This is a genomic window from Pseudomonas sp. KH_040, from assembly GCF_057839305.1.
Genome location: NZ_CM174487.1, coordinates 2,461,629 through 2,478,880, shown reverse-complemented (window position 1 = coordinate 2,478,880; position 17,252 = coordinate 2,461,629). Strand labels below are relative to the sequence as shown.

The window sequence follows — 17,252 nt, the reverse complement described above, 5'->3', positions numbered from 1 at the left end:
AAAAGGAAGACGTCGATGCTTTTGCTGTTTGTCGCCCTCGCGGTTTTCGTAGCCTGGAGCTGGTTGAGTTATCCGGCGGTCGGTCATTGGCTGTACGACCTGAACATGGCCATCGAGGCCAAGTTGTACAAATTGCACAAGATCGAAGTGCCGATCGCCGAGATGACCGTCTCGACCTGGCAGGGCGGGCCGTATGAAGCGGCCAGCGCGATTCTGATGCTGCATGGCTACAGCGCCGAGAAGAACCTGTGGCTGCGCTTTTCCCGGCATTTCGTGCGCCAGTATCGGGTGATCATTCCGGACCTCGCCGGCCATGGTGAAACCGGCTTCAAGGCTGGCGGCGGTTATGACATTCCGTTGCAGGCCAAGCGCATGATCCAGTTGCTCGACGTCTGCGGCGTGGAGAAAGTCCACGTGATCGGCAACTCGATGGGCGGCTACATCGCCGCGTGGCTGGCGGCGACGTATCCCGACCGCATCGCTTCGGTGGCATTGATCGACCCGGCGGGCGTCACCGCGCCCGAGGTCAGCGACATGGAGCGGCATCTGGCGCGCGGGCATAACCCGTTTCTGATCAACTCGCGGGAAGAATTTCGCCAGTTTTACGCGATGACCATGGAGTCGCCACCGTGGGTGCCGAACCTGGTGCTGGACGCCATCGCCCAGCGCTACGAACAACAACGCGATGAACTGGAAGAGATCTTCCGCGATTTTCGCGCCAGCCCGCCGATGGAGCCGAAACTACCCGACATCAAATGCCCGGCGCTGTTGCTCTGGGGCCGCAAGGATCGGCTGATCGACGTCAGCAGCGTGCCGGTGTGGAGCAAGGGCATCGCCAATTTGCGCGTGGATGTCTGGGATCATGTCGGGCACATGCCGATGGTTGAACAACCAGGGAATACTGCAGAGCTTTATCGCGAGTTTTTGGGAAGCCAGAGATGACAAAGCACCCAGCTCCTGATCGTTCCCACGCTCTGCGTGGGAATGTCTCAAGGGACACGCAGCGTCCAGTGACGCGGAGCGTCACGGGCTGCATTCCCACGCAGAGCGTGGGAACGATCAAGGGTAAGGGTTTGGGATGAATATTCTTTATGACGAACGCCTCGACGGCCCGTTGCCGCAGGTGAACAAGGCTGAGTTGCTCAAGGCATTGCAGCACGCGCTGCCTGATCTCGACATTTTGTGGCGCGAGGAGGAACTCAAACCCTACGAATGCGACGGCCTCTCCGCCTACCGCACCACGCCGATGCTGGTCGCCCTGCCCCGTCGACTCGAGCAAGTGCAAACCCTGCTCAAACTCTGCCACCAGAAAAACGTCCCAGTGGTTGCCCGTGGTGCCGGCACAGGCTTGTCCGGTGGCGCCTTGCCGCTGGAACAGGGCCTGCTGCTGGTGATGGCGCGCTTCAACAACATCCTGCACATCGACCCTGCCGCCCGCACCGCGCGGGTACAACCGGGAGTGCGTAACCTGGCGATCTCTCAGGCAGCGGCACCGTTCGGCCTGTATTACGCGCCGGATCCATCCTCGCAAATCGCCTGTTCGATCGGCGGCAACGTCGCCGAAAACGCCGGCGGTGTGCATTGCCTCAAGTACGGATTGACCGTGCACAACCTGCTGAAAATCGAAGTGCTGACCATCGAAGGCGAACGCCTGACCCTCGGTTCGGATGCACTCGACTCAGCGGGTTTCGATCTGCTCGCGTTGTTCACCGGTTCCGAAGGCCTGCTGGGGATCATTACCGAAGTCACGGTCAAGCTGCTGCCCAAACCGCAAGTCGCGAAAGTCCTGCTGGCCAGTTTCGACTCCGTGGAAAAGGCCGGCCGCGCGGTCGCCGAAATCATCGCGGCGGGGATCATTCCCGGCGGCCTGGAGATGATGGACAACCTCGCCATTCGCGCCGCTGAAGATTTCATCCACGCCGGTTACCCGGTCGACGCCGAGGCGATCCTGCTGTGCGAACTCGATGGCGTCGAAGCCGATGTTCACGACGATTGCCAGCGGGTGCGCGAGGTCATGACCGAGGCCGGCGCCACCGAAGTGCGTCAGGCCCGCGACGAAGCCGAACGCGTGCGGTTCTGGGCCGGGCGCAAAAACGCTTTCCCGGCCATCGGCCGTTTGTCACCGGACTATTACTGCATGGACGGCACTATCCCGCGCCGCGAATTGCCCGGCGTCCTGCAAGGCATCGCCCGCCTCGGCGAAGAATACGGTTTGCGCGTGGCCAACGTGTTCCATGCCGGCGACGGCAACATGCACCCGCTGATCCTGTTCGACGCCAATCAACCGGGCGAACTGCACCGCGCCGAAGCCTTGGGCGGCAAGATCCTCGAACTGTGCGTGCAAGTTGGCGGCAGCATCACCGGTGAACACGGCGTCGGCCGCGAGAAAATCAACCAGATGTGCGCGCAGTTCAACAGCGACGAACTAAGTCTGTTCCACGCAGTAAAAGCCGCGTTCGACCCACAAGGCCTGCTGAATCCCGGCAAGAACATTCCGACCCTGCACCGCTGCGCCGAATTCGGCGCGATGCACATTCACGCCGGGCAATTGCCGTTCCCCGAACTGGAGCGTTTCTGATGGCCGATGTCGACGCCGCCAGCGCCCTGCTCGATCAGGTCAACGAAGCGCGGGCCAATGCCACGCCGCTGAAAATTCAGGGTGGCAACAGCAAAGCCTTTCTCGGCCGCGAGGTCGCCGGCGAAGTGCTCGACACCCGCGCCCATTGCGGCATCGTCCGTTACGAGCCGACCGAACTGGTGATCACGGCGCGCGCCGGCACGCCTCTGTCCGAGCTGCTGGCGGTGCTGGACGCTGCCGGACAAATGCTGCCGTGCGAGCCGCCGGCATTCGGCGAAGGCGCGACGGTTGGCGGCATGATCGCCACGGGGTTGTCCGGGCCTCGGCGGCCGTGGTCTGGCTCGGTGCGCGACTTTGTCCTCGGCACGCGGGTGATCACCGGCCTCGGTCAGCACCTGCGTTTCGGCGGCGAAGTGATGAAAAACGTCGCCGGTTATGACCTGTCGCGGCTGATGGCCGGCAGTTACGGCTGCCTCGGCGTGCTCACCGAAGTGTCGCTGAAAGTCCTGCCGAAACCACGGCAGTGCCTGAGCATTCGCCTCGACATGGACTGCGCGAGGGCACTGGCCAAGCTTGCCGAATGGGGTCAGCAACCGCTACCGATCAGTGCCGCTTGTCACGATGGCCAGAGCCTGTATCTGCGGCTTGAGGGCGGCGAAGGTTCAGTGACGGCGGCGCATCAACGACTCGGTGGTGAGCCGCTAGATTCAGGGTTCTGGCGGGATCTGAATGAACAACGTCTAGCGTTTTTCAACGAAGGTTTGCCGCTGTGGCGCTTGTCGTTGCCGAACAATCTCGGGCCACTGGATCTGCCCGGCGAGCAACTGATCGACTGGGCCGGCGCGCAACGCTGGCTGAAATCCGACGCGGCGCACATCCACATTCTCGCGCAGGAACTGGGCGGCCACGCTACCTGTTTCAGCCATGGCGCCAGCAATTCGCCGTTTCAGCCATTGCCCGCGACACTGCTGCGTTATCACCGACAACTCAAGGTGCAACTCGACCCGCAAGGGCTGTTCAACCCCGGGCGGATGTACGCGGAGTTCTAGCCATGCAAACCACCCTCAGCGAACAATCGCGACAGCTGCCCCGCGCCGCCGAGGCGGAAAAGATTCTGCGCACCTGCGTGCATTGCGGCTTTTGCAATGCGACCTGCCCGACCTATCAGTTGCTCGGCGATGAACTTGATGGCCCGCGCGGACGCATCTACCTGATCAAGCAAGTGCTCGAAGGCGCACCCGCGACGGCGCAGACACAACTGCATCTGGACCGTTGCCTGTCGTGCCGCAACTGCGAAACCACCTGCCCGTCCGGCGTCGACTATCACAACCTGCTCGACATTGGCCGCGCGGTGGTCGATCACGCGGTGCCGCGTCCGGCGGCGCAACGCCTGTTACGTGAGGGCTTGCGCGCATTGGCGCCAAATCCCGGGTTGTTCAAAGGCTTGTTGCGCGTGGGCACGACGTTTCGCCCGCTGCTGCCGCGCTTGCTTGAAAGCAAACTACCGCAGCATCTACCGCTTTCCGGTTTGCGACCCGCCCCGCGCCACGCCCGGCAGGTGCTGTTGCTTGAGGGCTGCGTACAACCGGGGTTGTCGCCAAATACCAATGACGCCACGGCGCGGGTGCTGGATCGCTTGGGCATCAGTGTCACCCCGGTGGCCGAGGCCGGTTGTTGCGGCGCGTTGGACTATCACCTCGACGCGCAGGCCAAAGGCCTCGACCGCGCGCGGCAGAACATCGATGCCTGGTGGCCGCACCTGCAAAACGGCGCCGAAGCGATTGTGCAGACCGCCAGCGGTTGCGGCGCATTCATCAAGGATTACGGGCATTTGCTGGAAAACGATCCGGTGTATGCGGCCAAGGCCCGGGAAATCAGCGAGCGGACGCTGGATCTGGTGCAGATACTCGCGCAGGAACCGCTCGAACAGATCTGCGCCGCCACTGAACGGCGGATTGCCGTGCATTGCCCGTGCACGTTGCAGCACGCGTTGAAACTGGGCGGCGCGGTGGAAGCTGTGCTGACGCGCCTCGGTTTCAATCTCACCGCCGTGCCCGACGGCCATTTGTGCTGCGGCTCGGCGGGCACCTATTCGCTGACGCAACCGGTGCTGGCCCGGCAACTGCGCGACAACCGCCTCAATGCGCTGGAGAGTGGCCGCCCTGAGCTGATCGTCACTTCCAACGTTGGCTGCCAGAGCCATCTGGCCAGTGCCGGACGCACGCGGGTGATGCACTGGATCGAACTGGTGGATCAGTCGTTGGCAGAATGAAGTTCGTAGGATTCTTCGTTTGCCCGCGTGCGAGAAGGCTGCGATCTTTTCACTCATCCATTCCGTGACCGTGGCAGGAATTTTTTTCATGACCGTGCAGCCGTTCGTCAGCCCCGACCTGATCCGCCAACGCTTCTCCAAAGCGATGTCCGACATGTACCGCGAAGAAGTGCCGCTGTACGGCGCGCTGATGGAGTTGGTGGAGCAGACCAACCGCGAGGTGCTTGCACGTCAGCCGGACATCGCCCGCCAGCTCGACAGCACCGGCGAAATCCAACGGTTGGACATGGAGCGCCATGGCGCCATCCGCGTCGGCACCGCCACCGAACTGGCCACCCTCGCCCGCTTGTTTGCGGTGATGGGCATGCAGCCGGTGGGTTATTACGACCTGACCCCGGCGGGCGTACCGGTGCATTCCACGGCTTTTCGCGCAGTGCATGAGGACGCGCTGCAAGTCAGCCCGTTTCGAGTGTTTACGTCGTTGTTGCGCCTGGAGTTGATTGAAGATCCGCAGCTACGCGCCTTCGCCGAATCCGTGCTGGCCCAGCGTTCGATCTTTACCCCGGAGGCATTACGCTTGATCGCGCAAGCTGAAACCGCAGGCGGACTGAATGAAAGCGAGGCCGAGGCATTCGTCCTGCAGGCACTGGAAACCTTTCGCTGGCATCACAGCGCCACGGTTACTGCCGCGCAATACCAGACTTTAAGCGCCCAACACCGCTTGATCGCCGACGTGGTGGCGTTCAAAGGCCCGCACATCAACCACCTGACGCCGCGCACGCTGGACATCGACAGCGTGCAGGAACAGATGCCGGCCCATGGCATCACCCCAAAAGCCGTCATCGAAGGCCCGCCGCGCCGGCAATGCCCGATCCTCTTGCGCCAGACCAGTTTCAAGGCGCTGGACGAGCCGATCGCCTTCACCGATCAGAACCAGACCCGTGGCAGTCACAGCGCGCGTTTCGGCGAAATCGAACAGCGCGGCGCGGCACTCACGCCAAAAGGCCGGACGCTGTACGACCGCTTGCTCAACGCCGCGCGCGATGAACTCGGTGACTTCCCCAACGAAGCCAATGCCGCACGCTACAACGCGCTGATGGCTCAACACTTTGGCGAATTTCCTGACAGTGTCGAAGGCATGCGTGAACAAGAGTTGGCGTACTTTCGCTATTTCGCCACGGAAAAAGGTCTCGCTGCTGTAGGGCTTGGACAGTCGTCACTGGAGGACTTGTTGCGCGATGGTTATGTGAAAGCGGAACCGTTGGTGTACGAAGATTTCCTGCCGGTGAGTGCGGCGGGGATTTTTCAGTCGAACCTTGGGGACGCGGCGCAGGCGCACTATGGCGAGCACTCCAATCGGCAGGCCTTCGAACAGGCTCTGGGGCGCGCTACCATTGATGAGTTGGGGTTGTATGCCGCGACGCAGCAGCGCTCGATCGATGAGTGTCTGACCTAATTTGCGCGATCTTTTGATCTAAAAGTTTTAAGCAGCCGCCTCGACCAAATGATGGCGTGTGGCCATTGTGCGCAAGAAGTTGCGCACTTGTTTTGTAAAAAAGCCTGATAAAACCGCTGAGAGCCACGTCGCACAAGGCCTGCAGCCAAGTGCGCAAGAAGTTGCGCAGTACTGCGCAACTTCTTGCGCACTTTTGCATTGGGCGAGCGCTTTATTTCGCACAAGCGCCTGAAAAATCAGTCAAACACCCCGGCCCGTATGGCTGCCACAATTGTTGGCACGCTCCTTGATAACAGTCAGGCACCCACCGGGCGATTTCGCCTCCCGGGCACCTTAAATTATTCCGCAAGGAGAGCACCCCATGGCAACACCAGCGTACATGTCGGTTACCGGCGAAAAACAAGGCCTGATCACTGCAGGCGCTTTCACCGCTGACTCCGTAGGCAACACCTACCAAGAAGGCCACGAAGACCAGGTTATGGTTCAGGCTTTCAGCCACGACGTGATCATCCCGCGTGACCCACAATCCGGTCAGCCAACCGGTCAGCGCGTTCACAAGCCAGTTGTGATCACCAAGGTCTACGACAAAGCTTCGCCTCTGCTGCAAGCAGCTCTGACCTCCGGCGAGCGCATGAGCGAAATCGTTATCCAGTGGTTCCGTACTTCTGCTCAAGGCACCCAAGAGCACTACTACACCACCAAACTGGAAGACGCGATCATCGTCGCCATCAACAACAAAATGCACAACTGCCAGGATCCAGGCAACTCGCACTTCACCCACCTGGAAGAAGTGCAGTTCACCTACCGTAAAATCACCTGGACCCACGAAGTATCCGGTACTTCGGGTTCCGATGACTGGCGTGCTCCAGTCGTTTAATTACGGCTGATCGTTACAAGCATCGGCCAGCTCTGCTGGTCGATGTTGTTTACGCCCCTCCAGAATTTCGCGTACGTTGAGCCGCTTTGCGGTCGTCGACGAACGCCGCTGTACAGCACGAGGAACAAGGGATGTTCGCGCCGGCCAATGAAACCCACTTTGCCCTGACCATCGAAGGTCTTTCCGCCGATTTCCAGGTGTTTACCCTCACCGGTCGGGAAGCCATCAGCCAGCCTTTTGTCTTCGAGGTGGAGCTGGTCAGTGAGCAGCCGTCGCTGGACCTCGAAACCCTGCTGCACAAACCGGCCTTCCTGCAACTGTCGCCCGACGGCAGCGGCATCCACGGCCAGATCTACCGCGCCGCGCAAGGTGACTCGGGCAAACGCCTGACCCGTTATTCAGTGACCCTGCGCCCGCAACTGGCGTACCTGGCGCATCGCGTCAATCAACGCATCTTCCAGAACCTCACGGTGCCGAAAATCATCGGCATGGTTCTCGAAGAGCACGGTATCCAAAGCAACGCCTACGAATTCAAGACCGGTTCGATTTATCCCGAGCGCATCTACTGCGTGCAATACGATGAATCGGACCTGCATTTCATCCAGCGCCTGTGCGAGGAAGAAGGTATCCACTACCACTTCGAGCACACGGCGACGGCGCACAAACTGGTATTCGGCGATGACCAGACGGTGTTCCCGAAACTCAAGCCTGTGGCCTATCAGCAAGACTCCGGCATGGTCGCCAGCGACCCGGTGATCAAGCGCTTCGACCTGCGCCTGGAAACCCGCACCAGCCGCACCACCCGCCGCGATTACGACTTCGAAAAACCGCGCCTCACCCTCGAAAGCGAAAACCGCGGCGACGCCCTGCCCGACCTCGAAGACTACGATTACCCAGGTCGTTTCATCGACCGCGAGCGCGGCAAACACCTGGCCAAACGCGCCCTCGAACGTCATCGCAGCGACTTCCAGTTGGCTGAAGGCAAGAGTGATCAACCGCTGCTGGTCAGCGGCCACTTCCTCGCGCTGACCGCGCACCCGAAAGCCAAATGGAACGACCTCTGGTTGCTGACCGAAGTCCTCCACGAAGGCAAGCAGCCGCAAGTCCTCGAAGAATCGGTGACCAGCGACACCACTGCGCTGAAAGACGATTTCCATCAGGGCTACCGCAACCGCTTCCAGGCCACCCCGTGGGACGTGCCGAATCGCCCGCCCCTGCGCCACCCGAAACCGCGCATCCTCGGCAGCCAGAGCGCCGTGGTCACCGGCCCGAAAGGCGAAGAGATCCATTGCGACGAGTACGGCCGCGTCAAAGTGCAATTCCACTGGGACCGCGAAGGCCAGGCCGACGACAAAACCAGCTGCTGGCTGCGCGTCTCCAGCGCCTGGGCCGGCGCCCAGTACGGCGGCATCGCCATCCCGCGTATCGGCATGGAAGTGCTGGTCACCTTCCTTGAAGGCGACCCCGATCAACCGCTGATCAGCGGCTGCCTGTACCACAAGGAAAACACCGTCCCGTATGAGCTGCCGGCGAACAAGACCCGCAGCACCTTCAAGACCCTCAGCTCGATGGGCGGTGGCGGCTACAACGAACTGCGCATCGAAGACAAAAAAGGTCAGGAACAGATCTACCTGCACGCCCAGCGCGACTGGGACGAAAACATCGAGCACGACCAGAAAATCCGCGTCGGCAACGAACGCCACGACACCGTCGAAAAGAACAGCTACAGCGAGTTCAAGGCCGAAGAACACCACACCGTCTACGCCGACCGCAAAGTCGAAACCCGCGCCAATGATCACCTCACCGTCGGCGTGAACCAACACATCAAGATCGGCACCGGCCAGTTCATCGACGCTGGGCAAGAAATCCACCTCAGCAGCGGCATGAAGGTGGTAATGGAAGCAGGCGCAGAGCTGACCCTGATCGGCGGCGGCAGCTTCATCAAGATCGACGCCGGCGGCGTGACCCTGAGCGGCCCGGTGATCAACATGAACTCCGGCGGCAGCCCCGGCAGCGGCACCGGCGCCGCCCCGCTGATGCCCGGCATCCTGAAACAGGCCGACGCCGACAAGGCCGGTCAGGTCCTGACCCCGGCCCAGATCAACACCCTCAAACGTAACGCGCCGTTCTGCGAAGAATGCGAAAAATGCAAGGCAGGTGCCTGTGCCATCTGATCGAATTACGCCCAAGGATTGGCTGGCGCAACAGCCGTTGCAGACTGGCGAGCGTTTGTATCTGGTTATTAGTGCGGCGAGTGATTCCGACGCGCTGAAAAATCTCTACCTGACCGAACCCACCGCCCAGCTCATCCCGATATGGGGCGGCACGCCCTACTCCACCTGGCAACCGGTGATGCCCTACGTCACCGAGCTCAAAGCCAATTCCGCGTTCCTGCCGTGGATCGCTGAAACCGATGCCCTCGATTGGGGCTGGCTGGCGGTGTCGCGTTCCGAACCGAACGAAGTGTTCGAGCATCTGCGCAGCCTGACGCAGGTGAAGATGCCGGATGGGACCGAGGTGTTTTTCCGGTTTTGGGATGGGCGGCATATCTATCCGATTCTGCATGGGTTGGGGGAGAAGGCTGGGGAAGTGCTGCCGATGTTTGAGCGGTATCTGATTAATGGGCAGTCGCTGGAGGTTGGGACGCGGGTTGTGCCGAAGGTAAAGGATTGGCCGTGGTGGGAGGTGCCGAAGCCGTTACTGGATGGCTTGGCCAAGGAAAATCCGACGACGCTGATCAACAACTTGATGCAGTGGCTGGAAGAAGACCGACCAGACATTTATACCGCCTGGCCAGAGAACAACCTGAAGCTGAAGATCAGCCGTTTCGTGCGCCGTCCGGACGCACCAAAAAACCTTAAAGAAGCACTGTTAAATCACCTGATTCTGGAGCAAGGCTGATGGATCGCGTTGCCTTTGTTGACAACCAACTGAACACCTTCAAGGACAGTCTGAAGCTGTATCAGGAACAAACCAAAACCTGGTATGCGCGGGCTGCCGACAAGGCCAGTCGAGCCGCTGACTTGCCCTCCCTGCTAGGTATGGAGCGAGTGATCAAGGTTGGTGGCACCAGCAAAGCGGTGAGCATGACCGACGGTAATTTCACTTCGAACGTGGCTCAGTGCCCGCTCAAGGGACCGTTGCTGATCGAGAGTAAATTCGAGTCGGTTTACGACATTCCGGTAGGCGATATCGAAGTCGAAATCGTGGCCGTGGAAGGTGGTGCAGTCAGCAAGGTCAAACTCGACGCACAAGGCAAAGCCTCCTGGACCGGAGGCATCCCGGGCAAGTTCTACGAGATCCGCGTTCATAACGAAGTAACACCAGCGCAGATCGATGCGCTGTTCAGCTCTTACAGCGGCGTGACAGCTGACCTGGAAGGTTTTCTGCGTAAGGAATGGGCAGGTTTCAAACCGCAATGGTCGAACCTTTCCACCTCGGGCACTGCAATGGCGATTGGTACCGGCATTCTTGAAGGTGGCTGGGAGGCCATCAAGGGTGTGTGGGATGGCATCAATCAGGTGCTCGACATCCTACAGGACCCGGGAAAATTCAAAGATGATCTCGGTGCTGGCGCACAAAAGCTAATCGATATCGCCCAAAGCACACCGGACGTCATGAAAAAGGCCATGTTACTGGCCAGCGATGAAGCAGCATTGTTCCTGCTGGTACGAAGCGCCGTGATCTGGCTCGCAGGGTTGCCGCCAATGAAGATGGCAGGCGACATCGCGAAGATGACCACGGCAATGGTCGTCGGTATCGCCATCGACATCGTCATCGGCGTGGTATTGACCATTGCGGCTGAAGGTACCGGGGTTCTCTACCTCGCTGCCCGACTGAAGAAATACGGTGAACTTGTCATCAACGCCGTCGTCGGTTTTGTGAAGTCGCTGTTCAAGATCATCAATGGCTTTATGGAATACGTCGCGAAATACACCGCTGTTGCGGCGCGGGGTGTGACAGCCAAGGTGAGAAACGGAATTTCCGAGTTGCGTTTTGATGGGAAGAAAAACGCGAAACTCGCGGATGGCAAAATAGCTGACGATGCTTCCAAGCAAGCGAAGACACCTGCCGACAAAAGTGCAGAGGCTGCCGCCGAGACTTGCACTAACGGGTGCCCGGTTTCGATGGTGACCGGTGAAGAGTTGTTGACGCTGACCGACGGTCAACTCGACGGGCTACTGCCGTTTGAGTGGACGCGTCTCTACAGAACCAGTGCCGTGGAAATTGATTGCGGGCTGGGTTATGGCTGGAGCCATGCCTTGGCTCATCGTATTGATATCAATGGCGATGAAGTCATCTGGACCGACCACGAAAACCGCGCAACGCCCTTCCCGCTCCCGAGTGAACAACGTCCCGCGATCACCAACAGCCTTTCAAAAGCCGCCATTTTTCTCGGTGACGACCCATCGGAACTAGTTCTAGCCCAAGCCGGCAAGCGTCCATCGATCTACCACTTCCGCTTTAACAGCAAAGGCGCCACGCTGATCGCCATTAGCGACAACTATGGCAATCGACTGCACGTCACACGCGATATCCATGGTCGTATCAAACGCCTCGACAATGGCGCCGGTCGCGCCCTGCTTCTACGTTACGACCGCAAACACATTGTCGCGGTCGACTATCAGCAGTTCCTGCCCGCGGACAATCTGGAAGACGCCTGGAATACGGTGCAGACGCTGGTCACCTACTGCTATGACACCCAGCATCGTCTGATCGAGGCGAAGAACGCAGCCGGTGAAGCCGAACATTATCGCTACAACGAACAGCACGTCATTCTCGAGCGGCAACTGGCGGGCGGCGCTGCTTTCTACTGGGAGTGGGAGAACGAAGGCAAACTGTCTCGTTGCACACATCACTGGGCCAACTTCTCGCAGATGGAAGCGCACTACGCCTGGGATGACAAAGGCAGCGTGACTGTCACTAACGCCGACGGCAGCGAGGAGGTGTACACCCACGATGATCAGGCGCGACTGATCAGCAAGATCGACCCGGACGGTGCCGAGCATCTCAAGGCCTACAACGACAAAGGCCAATTGATCGCGGAAAAGGACCCGTTGGGCGCCGTCACCGAATACCGGTACGACGACAACGGCTTGATGACTGCCGTCATCCCGCCGGAAGACGAAGCCACAACGTACGAATACATCAACGGCTTCGTCAGTGATGTTCATCGCGGAAAAGCCAGTTGGAAGTACCAACGCAACCGTCAGGGCGATATCACCCGGCAAATCGATCCGGACGGCAATGCCACGCTCTACAGCTACGATCCTCAGGGCCGTCTGCTGGAGATTCGCCACCCGGACGGCAGTCGCCATCAACTCGGCTGGAACAACCTCGGCCAGTTGCTGGAAGAACGCCTGCCCGATGGCGGTCAGCGCAAGTATCGCTACGACGCGCTGGGTCGGCAGATCACCCGCCAGGAAGAGTCCGGCGCCATAACCCAATACCAGTGGGACGCAGCCAATCGCCTCGCCCAAGTCACACTGCCGGGCGGTGCAACCCGTGCGTTTACCTATAACGCCTACGGTAATGTCACCGCTGAACGCGATGAACTCGGCCGCATCACTCGGTACGAATACGCCGACAACCTGCATCTGGTCAGCCGCCGCATCAATCCGGACGGCAGCCAACTGCGCTATCGCTATGACAACTCGCGTCTGCTGCTGACTGAAATCGAAAACGAGCGCGGCGAGCAATACCGCCTCGATTACTTCGCCAACGGCCTGATCCAGCAGGAAACCGGTTTCGACGGTCGTCGTACGGCTTACGAGTATGATCTCAACGGTCAACTGCTGAAGAAAACCGAGTTCGGCGACGATGGCAGTGAACTGGTCACTGAGTATCAGCGCGACGCTGCTGGCCGGCTGCTGGTGAAAACCCTGGCCGATGGCGAAGAAATCCATTACAGCTACGACGCCCTCGGTCGCCTCGTTAACGTCGACGACGGCCACTGGCCGCTCGCCTACAAATACGACCTGCAAGACCGCCTCATCGAAGAACACCAAGGCTGGGGCACCCTGCGCTATGAATACGACAGCGTCGGCCAGCTCAAACACTGCCGCCTCCCTGACGGCAGCAAACTCGATTACCGTCACCAACCCGGCGGGCAACTGAGCAGCATCGACCTCAACGGCTCACGCCTGACCTCTCACCAGTTCAGTGCTGGGCGCGAACAAAAACGTCAGCAAGGTTTGTTGCTCAGCCAATACCAGTATGACGAGCAAGGCCGCCTGCAAGCACACACCGTCGGCCAGCGAGACAAGAGCCTCTTCCAGCGTCGTTATAACTACGACGCCAATGGCAATCTCGCGGGTATCGATGACAGCCGCAAAGGCAACCGCAGCTACCACTACGACCCGCTCGATCGACTCGTCAGCGTGCGCGGTGCTACTCCGGAAAGCTTCGCCCATGACCCGGCGGGCAACCTGCTGGGCCAAAGCAATGAAGGCACAGCAAACCTCGCCAACGTCAAAGGCAACCGCCTGCTGATGCAGGGTGACCGCCATTACGACTATGACACCTACGGCAATCTGATTCGCGAGCGTCGCGGCGCCGGCCAGAAACTCGTCACCGAATACCGCTACGACTGTCAGCACCGCCTCGTCGGTGTCAGCCTGCCGGGTGGAAGCATCGCGAGCTACAAATACGACGCCTTTGGCCGCCGTATCGAAAAAACCGTCGACGGGCACACCACCGAATTCCTCTGGCAAGGTGAACGCCTGATCGCAGAAAGCGCTGAAAACCGCTATCGCAGCTACATCTACGAACCGGGCAGCTTCCGTCCACTGGCGATGCTCGATGGCGAAGGCCCGCGCAAGGCTACGCCGTTTTACTATCAACTCGACCACCTCGGCACACCGCAGGAGCTCACCGACTACAGCGGTGAAATCATGTGGTCGGCGAAGTACCGAGCCTACGGTAATCTCGCTGCGCTGGACGTCAGCGAGATCGATAACCCGTTGCGGTTCCAGGGTCAGTATTTCGATGCCGAGACGGGGTTACATTACAACCGCCACCGCTACTACAATCCGGGGACTGGACGGTTTTTGACGCCGGATCCGATCAAACTTGCGGGTGGGTTGAATAGCTACCAGTACGTGCCGAACCCTACGGGGTGGGTGGATCCGTTGGGGTTGAATTCTTGCCCGCCTGGAGATGAAACTAAAGGTAAGAAGGCGGATGATTCGGAAAAGGCTGAACACGACGAAGGTCGAGCACCACCTGATCTATATAATCGCCCATACGCTGGAGCACTGCCCGCCCAGATGCAAGACAAGATTCTGTTCGGCACACGTAGTCCGAACAGTAATAAACCAATTGGCGGACACTCCTCTGAAGTACTGAAGTCCCCTAAGCACCAGATGACCGTATTGCAGAAAAACCCGGACGGCACGATAAAAGTCGAAGATTTCAAAATGATTCTTGAACGAAAAGACGGTACCGTCGGCATGTCGGCCAAAAAAGGAGGGAAACACACACTAGCGCCGGAAACTTGGAGTAACGATAAGATACTTTGGGTTACGGATGAAGTAGCCGCAACACCGGGTGTACTCATGCGCGATGTTGACGGAGTTACGACCACTCTACACACCAAAACGGTTGATGGTGTTCAGTGGCAGGTGTTGAAAGACAATGGCGTCGTGACATCTTCATTCCCGGCGGGCGACGCACCTATGTCACCACCGATCTAAGTAGAGATAAAAAATGACTAGCAAGACTTACGATGAATACAATTACTGGCTTGGCCAGAATGAAGACTCGAATTGGAATGAGTACATTACCGAGCAGGTAGCCCAGGGGGTTTTGCGAAAATTTGACTCCGAAGACTGGAAACTTCTTCGAGAAACTATTCTTTCAAAAGAGGAGTATTGGCAAGAACGAAGTACTGCTGCGCTCGGAGAACTACGATCTCATGATGCAATAGAGATTTTAAAAGCACTCCTTGACTCGAATTTTCCCGAGGTAACTATCGCTGCGGCATCGGAATTAGACTGGACAGAAGCAGCGATTGAACAAGAATACGCGGGGAAAATACAAAAAATCATAGATCTACTTCCACCGGAAGAGGTGGATTCTTATCCAGAGCTTGCAAGCCTACTAAAAAAAACCAAGAACCATGATTAAATACCAATTGTATCGGGGACAGACCACGTTTTCTTTTTCTGAAGGTAATCTGGAAAATATGGCGATGGCGGAGCACAACAACTCCATCTAGATAGGCAAAAAGTAAACTTCTACAAACTCGACGTACTTCCGGAAAAAAAATGAGAACTTTTCATGTGATTGCTAGCAAGGATATGGAGCCAAACCTCCCGCATAGCTCAAACTGGCCAAAGGTTATAGGCTACTCCTTCGCAGATAACTATCTTTATTTATCCGAAGGCAAAGGCCACGGCTTTGCCGCGAACGACATGCCTGATTCGAAAGCTAAAAGACCAGAATGGCTTGAAATATTCACAGCTTTAGACGCGACTTGGTTCCTTAACATGATTGACAACACTAACTTCACCAGCGAAACGGATTTCCGTGAAAAATTAACAGCACACATTGGCAACGTAGATACAATAATGTTTTGACCAACTCGAGTTCGGTATTACACCAGCAGGCAGGGCTCAACTGGCATCGAAGTGATGGTGTAATCCAAGCAGGAAAACAATCGTGTCTATGTGAAATCTGCCAACGCCTACCAATGCGTAAACGGCGGACAGACCACGGTTTCTTTTTTTTGCATCTATAATCTGCCCTTTGGAAACTCTCCTCTTTCTCGCTATTTAACGTGATCTGTCCCTGTACCATTACTGGTGATCTTCCCCCAAATTACGTTACAAAAGCTCAGGCAACACAAAGCGGATGGAAAAAAGGTAAAGCAGTCAACAATAGCGTTCCTGGCGGGCAGCTAGGCGGTGATGTTTTTTACAACGATACAAACGTACTTCCTTCAGCCCCCGGCCGAACCTGGTATGAAGCTGACGTCGGTCTCAATAACACGATGTCGCGGAGCAATCAGCCGGGGACCAGGCAACTCTACTCAGATGACGGACTCCTTTACATAACTAGTGATCATTACGAAACTGTTACCCCTATTGGAAAGTGGAAGTAAATCAAAATGATAGTTGAGCTTGATGGATTGTCCATCTCATCTGAGCAAGAGTTCCATAAGCGGATAGCGTCTGCTTTTTCTGTTACTCAATACTATGGAAATAATCTTAATGCGCTTTGGGATCTACTCAGCACCGATGTAGAGCGCCCAATTGAATTAATTTGGACAAAATCAAAACATTCAGAAGAACGAATGGGCGACTCATATAGAAAAATATTAATTATTCTTGATCGAGTCAAAACTCAAGATGAAAACTTTGGACTGGATGAGAAACTTAGTTACCAACTGAAATAGTAAAGCTGTAAACGGGGAGCAGACCACGTTTTATTTTGTCTGAAAGTGGTCTGTCCCTGAATAACATAGAGAGCCTCTAATTCTTTCGACGGAACCCACTGTAAAAAGGGGACCACAAGAGACAAAGTGACAATACAAAAAAGGGGACAGATTTATTTTGTCTGACGGTGGTCTACCCCGAACGGCCATCAATCTTTCCGCATTCTAAACCTGGTTTTCTCCTGATTAATTACTTATGCAAATCCATCTTAACATCGAAGGCCTACCAGCCTACCCATACCCTACAAACTTCCTGCATTTTGCATCCATTGAACCAGAAACAGACATCGAGCCTTGGTGGCTGCTGGTATACAACGAAGGTACAATCAACAACTGGTACAAAACACTCAAACAGCTTTATCCAGAACGCACATTGATCCCATTTGCCAAATTCAACGCGAATGATGACATCGCATGTTTTGATGGGGATGATTTTTCTGGGCAGCCCCATGTGTTGATAATTCATGCTTATGCGTCAGAGGGTTGGGAACTTCACGCCACTTACGCTAGCTTCGATAAGTGGCTAGAAGAAGCCATGGTGCAAAATGCCGAGTGGCTCAACGAGGACTAAAAACTTTAATCCCGACAAGCCTGGTATTTGCTTTAGAAAAAACGAGAGAACCGCAGGCAGCC

At 57.3% G+C, this 17,252-nt stretch carries 14 protein-coding genes; all 14 read left to right on the top strand.

Annotation, left to right across the window (positions count from 1 at the left end):
* The first annotated feature begins 15 nt into the window (after window positions 1-15).
* The 14 genes from AC3IUF_RS11115 (at window position 16) to AC3IUF_RS11050 (ending at window position 17,190) form a co-directional block, all read left to right on the top strand.
* On the top strand, window positions 16-942 hold the full coding sequence (locus tag AC3IUF_RS11115) for an alpha/beta fold hydrolase (protein ID WP_110720533.1): 927 nt from the start codon (window positions 16-18) through the stop codon (window positions 940-942).
* Between the two features lie 136 nt (window positions 943-1,078).
* On the top strand, window positions 1,079-2,578 hold the full coding sequence (glcD, locus tag AC3IUF_RS11110) for a glycolate oxidase subunit GlcD (RefSeq protein WP_489281034.1): 1,500 nt from the start codon (window positions 1,079-1,081) through the stop codon (window positions 2,576-2,578).
* A complete protein-coding gene (gene glcE / locus AC3IUF_RS11105) occupies window positions 2,578-3,627 on the top strand; it encodes a glycolate oxidase subunit GlcE (protein ID WP_489281033.1) in 1,050 nt (349 codons plus the stop codon). The genes glcD and glcE overlap by 1 nt, the downstream gene beginning before the upstream one ends.
* A 2-nt stretch (window positions 3,628-3,629) precedes the next feature.
* Entirely contained in the window at window positions 3,630-4,850 is a 1,221-nt protein-coding gene (gene glcF / locus AC3IUF_RS11100; protein ID WP_489281032.1) for a glycolate oxidase subunit GlcF, read from the top strand.
* Between the two features lie 88 nt (window positions 4,851-4,938).
* Window positions 4,939-6,306 carry a 2-oxoadipate dioxygenase/decarboxylase HglS gene (hglS, locus tag AC3IUF_RS11095; RefSeq protein WP_489281031.1) on the top strand — a complete coding sequence of 456 codons (1,368 nt, stop codon included), beginning with the start codon at window positions 4,939-4,941 and terminating at the stop codon, window positions 6,304-6,306.
* Window positions 6,307-6,667: 361 nt separating this feature from the next.
* Window positions 6,668-7,183 carry an Hcp family type VI secretion system effector gene (locus AC3IUF_RS11090; protein WP_007919523.1) on the top strand — a complete coding sequence of 172 codons (516 nt, stop codon included), beginning with the start codon at window positions 6,668-6,670 and terminating at the stop codon, window positions 7,181-7,183.
* A gap of 131 nt (window positions 7,184-7,314) precedes the next feature.
* Window positions 7,315-9,357 carry a type VI secretion system Vgr family protein gene (locus AC3IUF_RS11085; RefSeq protein ID WP_489281030.1) on the top strand — a complete coding sequence of 681 codons (2,043 nt, stop codon included), beginning with the start codon at window positions 7,315-7,317 and terminating at the stop codon, window positions 9,355-9,357.
* Entirely contained in the window at window positions 9,347-10,084 is a 738-nt protein-coding gene (locus AC3IUF_RS11080; protein WP_489281029.1) for a DUF4123 domain-containing protein, read from the top strand. The genes AC3IUF_RS11085 and AC3IUF_RS11080 overlap by 11 nt, the downstream gene beginning before the upstream one ends.
* Window positions 10,084-14,877 (top strand): RHS repeat-associated core domain-containing protein, encoded by a 4,794-nt coding sequence (locus AC3IUF_RS11075; RefSeq protein WP_489281028.1) that lies wholly within the window; start codon window positions 10,084-10,086, stop codon window positions 14,875-14,877. Before AC3IUF_RS11080 ends, AC3IUF_RS11075 begins: the two co-directional genes overlap by 1 nt.
* A 13-nt stretch (window positions 14,878-14,890) precedes the next feature.
* Window positions 14,891-15,310 carry a HEAT repeat domain-containing protein gene (locus AC3IUF_RS11070; protein WP_007919503.1) on the top strand — a complete coding sequence of 140 codons (420 nt, stop codon included), beginning with the start codon at window positions 14,891-14,893 and terminating at the stop codon, window positions 15,308-15,310.
* A gap of 140 nt (window positions 15,311-15,450) precedes the next feature.
* Window positions 15,451-15,762, top strand: a complete 312-nt coding sequence (locus AC3IUF_RS11065; protein ID WP_414894093.1) for a hypothetical protein — start codon at window positions 15,451-15,453, stop codon at window positions 15,760-15,762.
* Window positions 15,763-15,962: 200 nt separating this feature from the next.
* On the top strand, window positions 15,963-16,286 hold the full coding sequence (locus AC3IUF_RS11060; RefSeq protein WP_489281027.1) for a ribonuclease domain-containing protein: 324 nt from the start codon (window positions 15,963-15,965) through the stop codon (window positions 16,284-16,286).
* A gap of 6 nt (window positions 16,287-16,292) precedes the next feature.
* Window positions 16,293-16,580, top strand: coding sequence for a barstar family protein (locus tag AC3IUF_RS11055; protein ID WP_489281026.1), 288 nt, complete (start codon window positions 16,293-16,295; stop codon window positions 16,578-16,580).
* Window positions 16,581-16,815: 235 nt separating this feature from the next.
* Window positions 16,816-17,190, top strand: a complete 375-nt coding sequence (locus tag AC3IUF_RS11050) for an SMI1/KNR4 family protein (protein ID WP_414894094.1) — start codon at window positions 16,816-16,818, stop codon at window positions 17,188-17,190.
* Window positions 17,191-17,252 lie beyond the last annotated feature (62 nt).